The sequence below is a fragment of the Streptomyces sp. NPDC090994 genome (assembly GCF_044768905.1).
In the GTDB taxonomy this organism is placed as follows: domain Bacteria; phylum Actinomycetota; class Actinomycetes; order Streptomycetales; family Streptomycetaceae; genus Streptomyces.
This window is the reverse complement of the sequence record NZ_JBIVWS010000008.1, coordinates 88,416-102,104: the sequence shown is the minus strand read 5'-3', so window position 1 is coordinate 102,104 and position 13,689 is coordinate 88,416. Positions and strand designations below refer to the sequence as shown.

Sequence of the window (13,689 nt, the reverse complement as noted above, 5' to 3'; positions counted from 1 at the left end):
ATGTGTACGAAGTGTGCAGACCGAGCACAATGAGCACACGAACCAGTCGTGCCCAGGGGGGGTTACGGGGTGATGGGGACACCTGTGTCCAAAGCCGGGAGCACGTGCCGATCCGGCGTCTGACGTCTGCCTTTCCACCGTCCGGCCGGTCGCGGCCCGACGGACACAGTCTGTTGAACACAGGACCCACAGGGGGGTTGGTGTGTCCGAAAGATGACCACTTCACGTCTGGCGGCGCTCGGTCGTGACGAACCGTCGCTGCTGCCGCTCGCGCAACGGCTGCTGTCCTTGGCCGAGTCGGGCCTGCCCTCGATGCTGCTGCCGGGCAAGGAGGCCTTCGCGTTCACCCTGGCCGGGGCGCGGGCACCCGACGGTTCCTGGCGCGTGGAGCAGCGCGGGACCAGCAGGCGGTACGCGGCCATCACCGCGCTCGGCGTCCACCACCTGCCCGAGGACCGCCAGCGGACCGTCCTCGCGGGCCGTACCGCCCAGGAGTTCACCGGCCTGCTGGTGGAGTCGCTGCCGTCGGTGACCAACCTCGGCGACGCGGCGCTCATCGCCTGGGCCGCCGCCGAGACCGGGCACCCCAAGCTGTCCGACGCCCTGGCCCGGGTCACGGCGCTGGACGACCACCGCCGGCCGCAGTACACCGTCGAGGCGGCATGGGTGCTGTCCGCGCTGGCGGCGGCCCGCGACACGGCCGATGTGGAGGAGCACCTCACCGCGGCCCGGGACCGTCTGCTGCGCTCCCGGACCGGTGCCGGCCCGCTGTTCCCGCACGCCACCGGCCCCGGGCTGCTCCCCTGGTACCGGGCGCACGTGAGCTGCTTCGCCGACCAGACGTACCCGCTCCAGGCGCTGGCCCGCGCCCACGTCAGCGGCCCCGGCGACCCCGAGGCACTGGCCGCGGCCGAGGCGTGCGCGGCCCGTATCTGCGAGCTGCAGGGCGAGGGCGGCCAGTGGTGGTGGCACTACGACGCGCGTACCGGCGGTGTCGTGGAGGGCTATCCGGTCTACAGCGTCCACCAGCACGCGATGGCGCCGACCGCCCTGTTCGACCTGGCCGAGGCGGGGGGCGGCGACTTCGGCGCGGCGGTCCGCAAGGGCCTGCGCTGGATGACGGACGTACCGGAACTGGCCGGACACCCCTCCGCCCAGGAGCCGTTGATCCTCGACGAGCTGGGCGTGACCTGGCGCAAGGTCTACCGGGGTGACCCGAAGAAGGCCGTACGGGCGGTGCGCGGACTGTCCACGCGGGCCGCCGCGGGGCTGCGGCTGAGGGCTCTGGACCGGGTGTACCGCCCGCTGTCCGTGGACCGCGAATGCCGGCCGTACGAGTTCGGCTGGCTGCTCCACGCCTGGCAGGGGGGCCGGATATGAGCGGGCGGAGGTCGTTGTTCGGGATCGAGCTGGACCCGCTGACGATGGACCAGACCGTCGAGCGCTGCCTCGCCGCGGTGCGCGAGGGCCGGCAGCTGGAGATCGGCGTGGTCAACGCGGCGAAGCTGGTCAACATGCGGCGCGACCCGCGGCTCGCGCAGGCGGTGACCGGCTGCGACCTGGTCCTCGCCGACGGACAGGCCGTGGTCTGGGCCGCGCGGGTGCTGCGCGCCCCGCTGCCGGAGCGGGTGGCCGGGATCGACCTGTTCCTGAGGCTGCTGGCGGAGGCGGAGAAGGCCGGCATCCCGGTGTACTTCCTCGGCGCCCGGCAGGAGGTGCTCCAGGAGATGCTGCGCAGGGTCGCCGTCCGGTTCCCCGGACTGAAGGTGGCGGGCCACCGGAACGGCTACTTCGACGACTCCGAGCAGGAGACGATCGCGCAATCCATCGCCGAGAGCGGCGCCCACATGCTTTTCCTTGGCATGACCTCACCAAAGAAGGAGATCTTCACCGCCGCCCACGGCGCACGCACCGGCGCCCGGGTCGTGCACGGGGTCGGCGGCTCCTTCGACATCCTGGCCGGGGTCACCCGGCGGGCCCCCGAGTCCTGGCAGCGCCGGGGGCTGGAGTGGCTCTACCGGGCCCTGCAGGAACCGCGCCGCCTGGGCCGGCGCTACCTCACCACCAATGCCGCCTTCGTCCTCATGACGGTCCGCGAGCGCATCCGGCTCACCCCGTCGACCGCTCCCGCGAACAGGAGTCACTGATGCGTGTCGTCGTGGTCGGACAGGGATACGTCGGCCTGCCGCTGGCCGTCCGGGCCGCCGAGGTCGGACACGAGGTGATCGGCTACGACGTCGACACCCGGCGGATCAAGAGCCTCGCGGCCGGCGAGTCCTTCGTGGAGGACGTCTCCTCCGAGCGGGTCCGCGCGGCCCTGGAAAACGGCACCTACCGACCGAGCGAGTCGGCGCGGGACTGCGGCGGTTTCGACGTCGCCGTCGTGACCGTGCCGACCCCGCTCCACGAGGGCACCCCCGACCTGCGGTACATCAAGGAGTCGGCGGTCACCCTCGCCCGCTATCTGCGCCCCGGGGCCACCGTCGTCCTGGAGTCGACCACCTATCCCGGCACCACCCAGGAGCTGTTCGGGCCGCTGCTGGAGGAGGGGTCGGGTCTCACCGCGGGCAGCGACTTCCGGCTCGGCTACAGCCCGGAGCGGATCGACCCCGGCAACGCGGTGTGGGGCTTCAAGGAGACCCCGAAGGTCGTCTCCGGCGTCGACGAGGCCTCGCTGAAGGCGGTCCAGGACTTCTACGGCCGACTCGTCGACACCACCGTGCCGGTGGGGTCGCCCAAGGAAGCGGAACTGGCCAAGCTCCTCGAGAACACCTTCCGGCACGTGAACATCGCGCTGGTCAACGAGGTCGCGATGTTCGCCCACCACCTGGACATCGACGTCTGGCAGGCCATCGACGCCGCCTCCAGCAAGCCCTTCGGGTTCATGAAGTTCACGCCCGGGCCGGGCGTCGGCGGACACTGCCTGCCGATCGACCCGTCCTACCTGTCCTGGCGGGTCCAGCGCGAACTCGGCCAGAGCTTCCGCTTCGTGGAGCTGGCCAACGACGTCAACAACCACATGCCCGAGTACGTGACACGGCGGATCACCGACCTGTTCAACACCAGACGCCGGTCCGTCAACGGTTCCCGCGTCCTGCTGCTCGGGCTCGCCTACAAGAAGAACACCGGCGACGCCCGCGAGTCGCCCGCGCTGCGCATCTCCCAACTCCTCCTCGACATGGGGGCGCAGGTCAGGGCGGCGGACCCACATGTCGTGGAGAGCCTGCCGGTGGACTCCCGGCTGGTGCGGGTCGACCTCGAACCGGAGGAGCTGAAGGCCGCCGACGTGGTGGTCCTGCTCACCGACCACGACTCCTTCGACTACGAACTCATCGCCGAACACGCCCCCTTCGTCCTCGACTGCCGCCGACGGCTGCCGTCCGGACCCACGATCGAGGTGCTCTGAAGCAATGCCGCGCATCATCTGTGTCGCCGGGGCACGCCCCAACTACATGAAGATCAAACCGGTGATGGACGCGCTGGAGCGCCGGGGCGCCGAGGTGCTCCTCGTCCACACCGGCCAGCACTACGACCCGGCCATGAACGACGTGTTCTTCACCGACCTCGGCATCCGCCCGCCGGACCGCTTCCTGGGCGTCGGCTCCGGCAGCCACGCCGAGCAGACCGGCCGGGTGATGACCGCGTTCGAGCCGCTGCTCGACGAGGTGGCCCCGGACCTCGTCGTCGTGGTCGGCGACATCAACTCCACGCTGGCCTGCGCCCTGGTCACCGCGAAGGCCGGCCCGTTGCTGGCGCACGTCGAGGCCGGACTGCGCAGCCGTGACTGGAGCATGCCGGAGGAGGTCAACCGGGTCGCCACCGACCGGGTCAGCGACTATCTGCTGGCCCCCTCCCCCGACGCGGCCGACAACCTGCGCGCCGAGGGCTACCGGGAGGACCAGATCCACCTGGTCGGCAACGTCATGATCGACACGCTGCTGGCCAACCTGGAGCGGGCCAGGACCTCGGACGTCCTCGACCGGTTCGGGCTGACCAGGGGCGGGTACGGCCTGGTCACGCTGCACCGGCCCGCCAACGTGGACGACCCGGAGGTGCTCGCCGGGCTGCTGAAGGCCCTGGGCGAGATCGCCGGCCACTGCCCGCTGGTGCTGCCGGCCCACCCGCGCGCGGCCGGCCGGCTGGCCGAGCTGGGGGTCCCGGTGGGCGTCCGGCTCGTGCCGCCCGCCGGTTACCTGGACTTCATCGCGCTCCAGGACGCGGCGCGGGTCGTGCTGACCGACTCGGGCGGGGTGCAGGAGGAGACCACCGCCCTGGGTGTGCCGTGCGTGACGCTGCGGGACAACACCGAGCGGCCCGTCACCGTCGCGGAGGGCACCAATGTGCTCGCCGGGCGGGACCCGGCGCGCGTCGTGAGCACCGTGCACGGGGTGCTGGACGCCCCTCCCGCGCCGCGCCGGCCCGCGCTGTGGGACGGCCGGGCGAGCGACCGTATCGCCGAGGTGCTGCTGAGCGGCGGCACCGCGCGCACCCGGCCACGGCCCACCGACCGGCCGGGGTCCATCGACCAGCCCGGGTCCACCGGCCGGCCGGGGTCCACCGACCAGCCAAGGCCCACCGACCAGCCAAGGCCCACGAGACCGACGTTCCCCATATGATCCGCTTGCCGCATATGCTCGTCGAACGCCGGGTCGCCAGGGGGTACCACCATGGATCTCGCGGAGATCTTCCGGGTCATGCGCAGGCGCTGGTACGTCCTGCTGCCCGGGCTGTTCCTGACCGCCGTACTGCTGGCCGCCGTGGCCCTGCTGGTCCCGGTGACGTACCAGTCGCAGAGCACGGTGGTGCTCCTCAACTCCCAGAAGGCCACGGTCGCTTACGACGGCAACCCGTTCCTGAGCACACAGACCTCGCTCACCGGTATGGCCGACGGCCTGGCCCGCAACCTCAACTCCGACAGCTCCGTGCGGGAGCTGAAGTCCCGCGGTGCCACAGGCACGTTCGAGGCCAAGCTGGCCGACAACGCCCAGGGGCCGCTGATGTGGCTGACCGTCACGGGTACGGACGAGAAGGCCGTACTCGCCTCCGACAAGCTGTTGACGGCGTACGCCGCGGAGCGGCTGAAGGAGTTCCAGCGGCAGCAGTCGGTCGACCCGAAGGCCATGATCCGGATGACCACGGTCGTGGCCCCGCAGCAGCCGGTGGCGCAGACCAAGACGCGGCTCCAGTACCTGGTGATGGCCGGAGGGCTGGGCCTGGTGCTGAGCCTGGTCGCCGTGTTCTGGGTCGAAGCACGCCGCCGGCCGCACGCGCCACAGCGACCGGACCGCGCTCCTGAGCCGGACCACACCGCGCGACCGGACCGGGACACGCCGGAGCGGGACAGCGCTCCGGAACCGGGCGGCACCCACGGGCCCGGTGAGCCGGTCGCGGACCGGACCATCGCCCTGCGGCGTCCGCCCGCCTGGTCCCGGGCCACCGGCCGCCGGACACCGGCGGAGCCGAAGGCGGGACGCCCGGCCGTGACGCCCGCCGCCGAGCCGCTCGACGAGGAGCCGACCCATGGACAGCGTTCGCCCACCGGACAGCGCGACCGCCGCTGACCCGAGCGGCACCCCCGCCGTGCACACGGCCGGCCCGCACACCCCCGCCACGGACACCCCCGCCGCAGCCGCTGCCGCCGGGCACTCCCCCGGCGCGGACGCTCCCGGCACCGGCTCCCTCGGCCGGAAGGTGCGTTCCGCTGCGGGCTGGAGCCTGGCCAACACGATGGTCATGCGCCTGGGCAACTTCGCCACCGGCATCGTCCTGGCGCGCTTCGCGCTCGGCCCGGCCGAGTGGGGCGTCTACGGCATCGCCCAGACCGTCCTGCTGGTCCTGCTCTCCGCGAACGAACTCGGCGTCAGCCTGGCCGTCGTCCGCTGGGAGGGCGATCCGCGCCGCTTCGCGCCGACCGTGCTCACCCTGGCCACCGCCTCCAGCGTGCTGCTCTACGCTGGCCTGTTCGTCACGGCGCCGACGGTGGCCGGACTGCTGGACTCGCCGGACGCCACCGGCGTGCTGCGGGTGATGTGCCTGTGCCTGGTGATCGACGGAGTGGCGCAGGTGCCGGCCAACTTCCTGACGCGGGAGTTCGCCCAGGGCAAGCGCATGGTCATCGACGCGCTGAACTTCGTCCTGAGCACCGCGGTGACCCTGCTGCTGGCCTTCGCGGGCTGGGGGGCGATGAGTTTCGCGTGGGGCGCGGTGGCGGGCAACGTCGCCGCTCTCGTCGGCTGCGCCGTGGCCGCGCCCGGCACGCTGCGGTTCGGCTGGAACCCCGAACAGGCGCGCGCGCTCCTGCGGTTCGGGCTGCCGCTGGCCGGTGCGAGCCTGCTCGCCCTGGCCGTCGTCAACGTGGACACCCTGGTCGTCGGCTCCGCGCTCGGCGGGGTCTCGCTCGGTTTCTACGTCCTGGCGTTCAACATGTCCGGGTGGCCGGTCCGGGTCATCTCCGAGGCGGCCCGGCGGGTCTCCTTCGCGGGGTTCTCCCGGCTCGCCGGCTCCCCGGGGGCCCTCGCCGACGGCTTCAGCCGGGCGCTGGGTGTCCTGGTGGCCGGCACCGTGCCGCTGTGTGTACTGCTCGGCGGCCTCGCCGCGCCCGTCGTCGAGCTGGTCTACGGCAGCACCTGGGTGCCGGCCGCAGCCGCGCTGCCGTGGCTGATGGCCCTGGGCCTGATCCGCATCGGCTGCGAACTCGCCTACGACTGTCTGGTCGCCGCCGGACAGCGCCGTTCCCTCATCCTCGTACAGGGCCTGTGGGTGGCCGCGCTCGTCCCCGTCCTCATCGCGGGTGCGCGGCTCGACGGCATCGTCGGTGTCGCGCAGGGGCACGTCCTGGTCGCCGCCGGGCTGATCGTCCCCGTGTTCCTGTACGCCCTCGGCCGTGCCGGGGTCGGGCTCGGCGCCGTCGGCCGGGCCTGTGCCTGGCCGTTCCTCGCGGGGGCGGTGATGACCCTGGTGGTCCTCGCCGAGCGGCGGCTGCTCGGCGACGGCACCCTCGCCCTGTTCGTCATCGGCACGAGCGCACTGGCCTGCTACGTGGTGTGCGTGCTGCCCGGCCGACGCTTCCTGCTCGGCTCCAAGACTCCGGAGACCGTATGACGAGGCGCCGCCGTCCGATGGCCTGCCTGGCTCTGCTGCTGCTCGCCGCCTGCTCTGCGGGCCCCGAGCGGACGGACGGCCCCGCGGCGAGCGGACCGGCCAGAACCGGTTCCCCGCCCCCCGCCCGCACCCCTTCCGCCACCGCGCCGCCCGCCACCTCCGCGGCCCCCTCGGCGACCGGCTCCCCGTCGGCGGCCACGCGCAGCCCCTCGTCACCGGTCCGCCCGCCCGCCACCTCGGCGGCACCCGTGGAGGCCGCGTTCCCCGACGCGCGCAGCACCGGGCCCCGGGTCCGGCTCACGCCGAAGTCCACGGGCGACCTGAGCGTGCGGACCGACGGGGCGGTCATCAGGGCGCAGGACATCACCGGTTCGCTCGACATCTACGCGGACGACGTCACCGTCGTCGACTCCCGGATCACCTCCACCAACTGGTGGGGCGTCAACCTGCGCCCCGGCCACCACGGGCTGCGGATCCTGCACAGCACCATCACCGCGGTCCCCGGCGAGGGCCCCGACAACGGCGGGGTGAACTACGCCGTGTCCAACATGGGCACCAGCTCCGTCGAGGTCGGCTGGTGCGACATCTCGGTGTTCGGCAACGCCCTCTCCATGGGTCAAGGGCACATCCACGACAACTACGTCCACGATCTCGTCGCCTTCCGCAACAACGGCGGCGAGTGGCAGCACCTCGACGCGGTCATCAGCGGCGGCGGCAACGACGGCGAGCTGGTGATCCGGCACAACACCCTGCTCAACCCCGCACCCGTGGACCGCGGGGCGTCGGCCGCCGTGGGCCTGTTCGCCGACACCGGCCGGGTCTCCGACACGGTGATCGACGGCAACCTCCTGGCGGGCGGGGCGTACGCCCTGTACGGGGGCGGCGAGGGTGCCACCGGCATCACGGTCACCGACAACGTCTTCTCGACCCGCTATCACCCGAACAGCGGCTTCTACGGACCGGTCACCGCCTGGAACGCGGGCGGCGCGGGCAACGTCTGGCGCGGGAACCGGTTCTCCGACGGCACCCCGGTCGTCCCCGAGCCGGCCGGCTGAGGAAGAGGATCATGCGACGTATCGTCCGCCTCCCCTGGGAGCTGCTCAAGCACGCCTTCGGCTGGATCGTCCTGTTCGAGCTGCGCAACAAGGTCCTGCTGCTGCCCTCCGCGCTGCGCCTGCGCCGCCTGGAGAACGCCGAGACCCGCCGGCTGGCGGCGGCCCACGCTCCCCCGCCGGCCGCCCTGGTGGCGACCGTCATCGCCACCCACCGGCGGCCCGAGCAGCTGCGGGCGGCGGTCCGTTCGGCGCTGGCGCAGACCGTGCGGGACCAGGTCGTCGTCGTGGTCGACGACGGTGCCGGGCTCCCGGACCTGCCCGGCGACCCCCGGCTGTTCGCCGTGTCGCTGTCCCGCAACACCGGGGTGGCCGGGGTGGTGCGCAACGTGGGCATCCGGCTGACGCGGTCGCGGTACGTGGCGTTCCTGGACGACGACAACCTGTGGGAGCCCGACCACCTGGAGCGGGCGCTGGCCGTGCTGGAGGCGCCCGGCGGGCCCGACGGCGTGTACACGGCGCTGCGCCGGGTCCTGCCGGACGGCACCGAACGGGACGTCCTGTCCGTGCCGTTCGACCGGCGCCGGGCCGCCCGGGAGTCCTTCCTCGACACCAACGCGTTCGTCGCCCGGCGCGACGGCTCCCTGCACTTCAGCCGGCTGCGCCGGACCCCGCGGGTGCTGCCGCGGGAGGACTGGGAGCTGATCCGCCGGTACGGCCGGGGGCACCGGGTGCGCCACGTGCCGCACCCCACCGTGCGGTACCTGGTGAACCCGGGCAGCTTCTACACGACGTGGTCCGGGTGAGCGTCACGGTCCGGGCGTGGCCTTCAGCGCGCCCGGCCGCAGCAGGGCCGCGGCGGCGGCGCGGCTGGCCTCGCGGCCGAGGGCGGCCCGGGACACCTCGCGCAGGAACACGGCGGCCCGGAAGCAGGCCGTGGCCAGGGGCCCGTTGCGCCGCCCGTACAGCCGTACCCGGTTGAGGGTGAGCAGGGTCCACAGCCGGGGCGACACCCGGGAGTCGCCGCCCAGGTGCACCGCCTCGGCGGTCGGCTCCAGCCGCGTGGCGTGTCCCAGGTCCCGGGCGCGCAGACAGTACTCGGTCTCCTCCGAGTAGAGGAAGAACGACTCGTCCCACGCGCCGCAGGCGGCCCGGCACTCCGCCGATACGGCCATCAGCGCGCCGGTGGCCCAGTCGGCGCGGGTGGGCCGGCGGTAGGCGGCCGGGTCGGTGACGATCTCGCTCAGCCTTGGGAACCGCCCGGCCCTGCGGTTGCCGATGAGGGCCTCGCCGAGGGCCCGGGTCACGCTGGACTCGCGGCGCAGCGAGTGGTGGGGCGTGTCCCGGCCCTCCTCGTACAGCAGGGGGACGGCGATCCCGGTGCCGTCCCCGAGGCGGTCCACGAGCCGTTTCCCGCAGCCCTGCCGCATGCGGACGTCCGGGTTGCAGACGAGGGCGGCGCCGAAGTCACCGGCGGCGGCGATGGCCGCGTTGATGCCGGCGGCGTACCCGGCGTTGCGGCCGGTCCGCACGACGGTGGCGGCGGGGGCCAGCGTCCGCAGGACCTCGACGGTGTCGTCGGCGGAGTCGTTGTCGGCGACGACCAGCCGCCAGTCGAGTCCGGCCATGCCGTCCTCCAGCGCGGCGAGGAACCCGGGGAGCACCGGGGCGCTGTTCCAGGTGACGACGATGACGGCGACGGTGCTCATCGGGACTCCGCGGGTCGGGGAAGCTCGGTCTTGGCGGTCTCGCGGGGCGTGCGGGCGGCCTCGCGCCGGACGAACCCCAGGTAGCTGCTTCCCGCGCCCAGGGTCAGGAAGAAGATGCCAGCGAACATCGGGAAGCTGAGCGAGTCGAAGGTGGCGCTGATGACGAGGGCGACCAGCGCCGAGGCGAAGAACGCCTGCCCCAGTTCACGGTCGCTGTCGGTGCGGGCCAGCCGCCGCACGGCGCCTCCGTGGTGGATGCCGGCGAGGAACAGCGCGAACAGGGCGACGACCCCGAGCAGTCCCGTCTCCGCGGCGGTCAGCATGTACTGGTTGTCGGTGAAGAAGTACAGGTCCGGGGTGAAGGTGCCGAACCCCCGGCCGAACAGCGGATGTTCCTTCAGATACGGCACGATCGCGCTGTACTTGACGGTCCGGGCCTGGGTGCTGCTGTCGGAGTTGGACAGGAAGGAGGCGAACAGCTCCGTGATGGTGCCGATCAGTCCGGGCACGAGCACCTTGAAGACGGCGACGGAGGCCGCCATGATCCCGATGGCGGCCCAGCGGCGGGCCGGCTTCCAGCGGGGCACCATCACGAGGGCGACCAGCAGCAGGCCGAGGACGGAGGTCCGCGACACCGTCAGGGGCAGCGCGCCGCCGATGAGCAGCACCGGCCCCCAGCGGCGCAGGGCGGGCAGGTGGCGGCGGACCGGGTCGAAGGCCTGCTGGATCGCGAAGGGCAGGAGGATCGCCAGCATGCCGCCGAACTCCAGCGGCTGGGCGGTGGTGGACCGGGGCCGGGTGAAGGAGCCGCGGTCCATGACGGAGACCTGGGCGACGCTGGTCCGCAGGCCGGGGATGTGGATGGAGTCGGCGATGTTGGTGGCGGCGAAGAAGTCGTAGAAACCGATCGCGGCGACCACGGACCCCATGACGACCATGCGGCGCATCAGTACGTCGAGCCGGCCGCGTTCGCGCACTCCCGCGGAGACCAGGACGACCAGGGAGACCCACACCAGGAAGCCGATGAGGCCGCGGTCGGCTCCCAGGACCTCCTGGTGGGAGCTGCCGCGCAGACTGTTGGCGAGGTAGGCGGCGAGGACGGCCAGGCCCAGCAGGCACATCACGATCCGTACGGGCCGGGTGCCCGGCGCGGGCAGGATCCGGCCGCCCAGCCAGGTCGCGAGGTACCACAACAGGCCGAGCAGGGCGAAGACGTTGGCGGGGGTGCCGACGCCGCCGAGGGCGGGCAGCGCCAGGTTGGACGGGACGAAGAAGGCCAGCACCAGGTAGACGGTGAGGATCGCGGTGGCGTCGAACCGGCGGCCCAGCGGCCCGGCCCCGGCCCGCTTCGGGGCGCGCGGCCGGTGCGGTCGCGGGGCGGCCGGCGGGCGGCGGCGCACCACCGCGACGCCTTCCATCAGGATCGACAGCAGGAACGCGCTGACGACCCCGAGGATGACCACGGCCGCGACGCCCTGGTAGCGGCTCTTCGACTGCGCCACCGGGGTCTGCGGGAGGACGACGGGCGCGGTCTCCACCAGGTAGGCGGGCGGGACCTCGGCGGCCTCCTGGAGGGCGGTGAGCTGCTCACCGGCGAAGGCGGTCAGGGTGTCGGTCTCCTCCAGCACCTTCTCGCGGTCGGTTCCGGTGACGCTGAGCTGGAGCAGCGGGCTCTCGCTGCCCGGGGCGAACCCGGCCGTGTAGGGATCGGTGACGCCCCGGCTGTACAACTCCTTCGCGGCGTCGCCGGATTCGAGGGTCCTGATCAGGACGTCGGCCGTGACGATCAGCGAACCGCCCGCGTTCGAGATGGGGTTGCCGAAGGTGGGGGCCAGCCGGGCCACGGCCGAGGAGTCGAGGAGCGCGACCGAACTCTGCGACTGGTAGGAGACGGGGACGGTCGCGTACAGGTAGGCGCCGCCGAGCAGACTGAGCAGGGTGAGCGGCACCATGAAGTACCACCGCCTGCGCAGAATGGCCCATATCTCACCAAGGCTCACGTACCGTCCCCCTCGATCCGGTGGCGTCGCCCGGCGCGCCCTGCCAGTATCGGGAGGGACGGAAGGAACGCGTGATGTCGCCTGGGAACGTCGCCGACGCGCTGCTGCGCCGCTGGTACGTCGTGGTGGTGGCGCTGCTGCTGACGGCCGCCGGGGCCTACCAGGTGGTCCGCCCCGAGCCCCGGTACACGGGGTCCGCGGTGGTCGTGCTCAAGCCGCCGGTGACCCGGAACCAGCCCAACCAGCTCACCAATCTCCAGCCGCCGCTCGCCGCGGTCTCCTACGCGGTCGTCCGGCAGCTGCGCTCCCCGTCCGGGCAGGACGAGTTGCGGGCGGCGGGCGTCCGGGGGGACTACCAGCTGGTGCCGCGCAACAGCGGCACCAGCGCGATGCCCCAGTATCTGATCCCGTCCCTGCAGGTGCAGTCGCAGGCGTCGGACCGGGACACCGCGGTGGCGACGGTGCGGCGCGTCATCGACGTGTACGCCGCCCATGTCGAACGGCTCCAGACCGCGCAGGGCGTTCCGGCCGGGGCGCGGATCACCCCGTCCGTGCTGACGTCCCCGAGCGCCGCCCCGGTCCAGGGTGACAGGGTCCGCGGCCTGGCGGGCACGGTCCTGCTCGGTACGGCCGGCGGGGTGCTCGGCGCGCTGTGGCTGGACCGCCTGCCGGCGGGCCGCCGGCCGGCCGCCGCGCACGGCCGCCGCCCGCACGCCGCTCCGGTGGCCACGGCCCCCTGAGACGCGTACCGGATGGGTCTGCCGCTTCATCAGATGCCGCGCCGCTTCCACGACTCCCACCACAGCCGCTCCCGGCCGCGTTCGGCCACGGCCGACCACACCAGCGGCTGGAGGTACGGCATCACCGCCGGGCCGATCCGCCGGCGCAGCCGCAGCGCGCGGTACTCGGGCAGCGCCCGGTAGCCCGGCAGGCACTGCTCGGCGAAGGCCACGCACTCGTCGACCGGTACGACGCCGGTGCGTCCCCGGTCGTAGGCCCGGTAGGCGCGGCGCAGGGCGAAGCGGGCGAGGCGGGTGTGCACCTGGTCGGCGAGGCGGTCGGCGTGCGGCAGCCGGTCTCCGCACTTGGCGAGCACCGAGTCGAAGGCGACCAGCCGCTGACGCAGGTCGTCGAGCTGGCCGCCGAAGTCGGTGGTGGACATGTTGTCGCCGTGGACCCGGTAGAAGGCCTGGTCGGCGCCGCGTACGTAGCCGACATCGGCGTGGGCGGCGAGCCGCATCCACATCTCGATGTCGCCGGCGTGCGGCAGCGCCGGGTCGTAGCCGCCGACCGTCCGCTGGAGGCTGGTGCGGACGACGACCTCGGGCGAGGTGATGCAGCCGGTGCCCTCGCGGAACCGGCGCTCCAGCCACCACCGCCCGGGGTAGACGACCGAACCGGTGCTGTGGGTGCGGGCCTTCGGCAGCGGCCCGCCGTGCCGGAAGCGCAGGGGCCGCCCGTAGGCGAACCCGGCCTCCGGGTGGGCGTCGAGCAGGGCCGCGGCGCGGACCAGGGCGCCCGGCACCAGCCGGTCGTCGGCGGACAGCAGGGCCACGTAGTCGCCGTCGGCCCACTCCAGGAGGCCCTCGTTGTAGGTGGCGATGTGGCCCTTGTTGGTCTCGTGGACCCGGACCTCGATCCGCGGGTCGGCGGCGGCCAGCTTCCGCGCCGTCTCCGCCGAGTCGTCGGGCGAGGCGTCGTCGATGATGAGCACCCGGACGTCGACGCCGTCCTGCTCGTCGAGGACGCTGCTCACGCAGTCGGCGAGGAAGTGGCCGTACTTGTAGCAGGGAATGACAACACTGACGCTGCTCATCGTGGGGAAGC

12 protein-coding genes are annotated in these 13,689 nt (G+C 73.0%); 9 read left to right on the top strand and 3 right to left on the bottom strand.

All coding sequences use genetic code 11. The features are described from left to right. Positions 1–213: 213 nt before the first annotated feature. Genes ACIQR3_RS19150 through ACIQR3_RS19115 form a run of 8 tightly spaced genes read left to right on the top strand, consistent with a single transcriptional unit; the run spans position 214 to position 8,959 of the window. The gene (locus ACIQR3_RS19150) at positions 214–1,380 is read left to right on the top strand and encodes a hypothetical protein (RefSeq protein WP_403540236.1); all 1,167 of its coding nucleotides are present in this window, start codon (positions 214–216) and stop codon (positions 1,378–1,380) included. Beyond that, positions 1,377–2,147: a WecB/TagA/CpsF family glycosyltransferase gene (locus tag ACIQR3_RS19145; protein WP_403540233.1), complete on the top strand. Its 771-nt coding sequence runs from the start codon at positions 1,377–1,379 to the stop codon at positions 2,145–2,147. Before ACIQR3_RS19150 ends, ACIQR3_RS19145 begins: the two co-directional genes overlap by 4 nt. After that, positions 2,147–3,406: a nucleotide sugar dehydrogenase gene (locus ACIQR3_RS19140; protein WP_403540231.1), complete on the top strand. Its 1,260-nt coding sequence runs from the start codon at positions 2,147–2,149 to the stop codon at positions 3,404–3,406. The genes ACIQR3_RS19145 and ACIQR3_RS19140 overlap by 1 nt, the downstream gene beginning before the upstream one ends. Positions 3,407–3,410: 4 nt before the next feature. Beyond that, positions 3,411–4,616, top strand: a complete 1,206-nt coding sequence (wecB, locus tag ACIQR3_RS19135; RefSeq protein ID WP_403540228.1) for a non-hydrolyzing UDP-N-acetylglucosamine 2-epimerase — start codon at positions 3,411–3,413, stop codon at positions 4,614–4,616. Positions 4,617–4,667: 51 nt separating this feature from the next. Then, on the top strand, positions 4,668–5,561 hold the full coding sequence (locus ACIQR3_RS19130; RefSeq protein WP_403540227.1) for a chain length determinant protein: 894 nt from the start codon (positions 4,668–4,670) through the stop codon (positions 5,559–5,561). Then, a complete protein-coding gene (locus ACIQR3_RS19125; protein WP_403540225.1) occupies positions 5,521–7,101 on the top strand; it encodes an oligosaccharide flippase family protein in 1,581 nt (526 codons plus the stop codon). The genes ACIQR3_RS19130 and ACIQR3_RS19125 overlap by 41 nt, the downstream gene beginning before the upstream one ends. Beyond that, positions 7,098–8,156 (top strand): hypothetical protein, encoded by a 1,059-nt coding sequence (locus ACIQR3_RS19120; protein ID WP_403540222.1) that lies wholly within the window; start codon positions 7,098–7,100, stop codon positions 8,154–8,156. The genes ACIQR3_RS19125 and ACIQR3_RS19120 overlap by 4 nt, the downstream gene beginning before the upstream one ends. Positions 8,157–8,167: 11 nt before the next feature. Further along, complete coding sequence (locus tag ACIQR3_RS19115) at positions 8,168–8,959, top strand: glycosyltransferase family 2 protein (RefSeq protein ID WP_403540220.1); 792 nt, start codon at positions 8,168–8,170, stop codon at positions 8,957–8,959. Positions 8,960–8,962: 3 nt separating this feature from the next. Here the strand turns inward: ACIQR3_RS19115 and ACIQR3_RS19110 are convergent, their stop codons facing one another. Further along, positions 8,963–9,862 (bottom strand): glycosyltransferase family 2 protein, encoded by a 900-nt coding sequence (locus ACIQR3_RS19110; protein WP_403540218.1) that lies wholly within the window; start codon positions 9,860–9,862, stop codon positions 8,963–8,965. After that, positions 9,859–11,862 carry an O-antigen ligase family protein gene (locus tag ACIQR3_RS19105; RefSeq protein ID WP_403540215.1) on the bottom strand — a complete coding sequence of 668 codons (2,004 nt, stop codon included), beginning with the start codon at positions 11,860–11,862 and terminating at the stop codon, positions 9,859–9,861. The genes ACIQR3_RS19110 and ACIQR3_RS19105 overlap by 4 nt, the downstream gene beginning before the upstream one ends. A 74-nt stretch (positions 11,863–11,936) precedes the next feature. On the opposite strand from ACIQR3_RS19105, the gene ACIQR3_RS19100 reads away from it, so the two are divergent. Then, positions 11,937–12,602: a hypothetical protein gene (locus tag ACIQR3_RS19100; RefSeq protein WP_403540213.1), complete on the top strand. Its 666-nt coding sequence runs from the start codon at positions 11,937–11,939 to the stop codon at positions 12,600–12,602. A gap of 29 nt (positions 12,603–12,631) precedes the next feature. Here ACIQR3_RS19100 and ACIQR3_RS19095 read toward each other — a convergent pair whose 3' ends face one another. Further along, positions 12,632–13,678: a glycosyltransferase family 2 protein gene (locus ACIQR3_RS19095; protein WP_403540210.1), complete on the bottom strand. Its 1,047-nt coding sequence runs from the start codon at positions 13,676–13,678 to the stop codon at positions 12,632–12,634. Positions 13,679–13,689 lie beyond the last annotated feature (11 nt).

Coding starts and splice junctions, on each gene's coding strand:
- ACIQR3_RS19150 (WP_403540236.1), top strand. CDS start 214: ATGACCACTTCACGTCTGGCGGCGCTCGGTCGTGACGAACCGTCGCTG.
- ACIQR3_RS19100 (WP_403540213.1), top strand. CDS start 11,937: ATGTCGCCTGGGAACGTCGCCGACGCGCTGCTGCGCCGCTGGTACGTC.
- ACIQR3_RS19095 (WP_403540210.1), bottom strand. CDS start 13,678: ATGAGCAGCGTCAGTGTTGTCATTCCCTGCTACAAGTACGGCCACTTC.
- ACIQR3_RS19140 (WP_403540231.1), top strand. CDS start 2,147: ATGCGTGTCGTCGTGGTCGGACAGGGATACGTCGGCCTGCCGCTGGCC.
- wecB (WP_403540228.1), top strand. CDS start 3,411: ATGCCGCGCATCATCTGTGTCGCCGGGGCACGCCCCAACTACATGAAG.
- ACIQR3_RS19110 (WP_403540218.1), bottom strand. CDS start 9,862: ATGAGCACCGTCGCCGTCATCGTCGTCACCTGGAACAGCGCCCCGGTG.
- ACIQR3_RS19130 (WP_403540227.1), top strand. CDS start 4,668: ATGGATCTCGCGGAGATCTTCCGGGTCATGCGCAGGCGCTGGTACGTC.
- ACIQR3_RS19115 (WP_403540220.1), top strand. CDS start 8,168: ATGCGACGTATCGTCCGCCTCCCCTGGGAGCTGCTCAAGCACGCCTTC.
- ACIQR3_RS19145 (WP_403540233.1), top strand. CDS start 1,377: ATGAGCGGGCGGAGGTCGTTGTTCGGGATCGAGCTGGACCCGCTGACG.
- ACIQR3_RS19120 (WP_403540222.1), top strand. CDS start 7,098: ATGACGAGGCGCCGCCGTCCGATGGCCTGCCTGGCTCTGCTGCTGCTC.
- ACIQR3_RS19125 (WP_403540225.1), top strand. CDS start 5,521: ATGGACAGCGTTCGCCCACCGGACAGCGCGACCGCCGCTGACCCGAGC.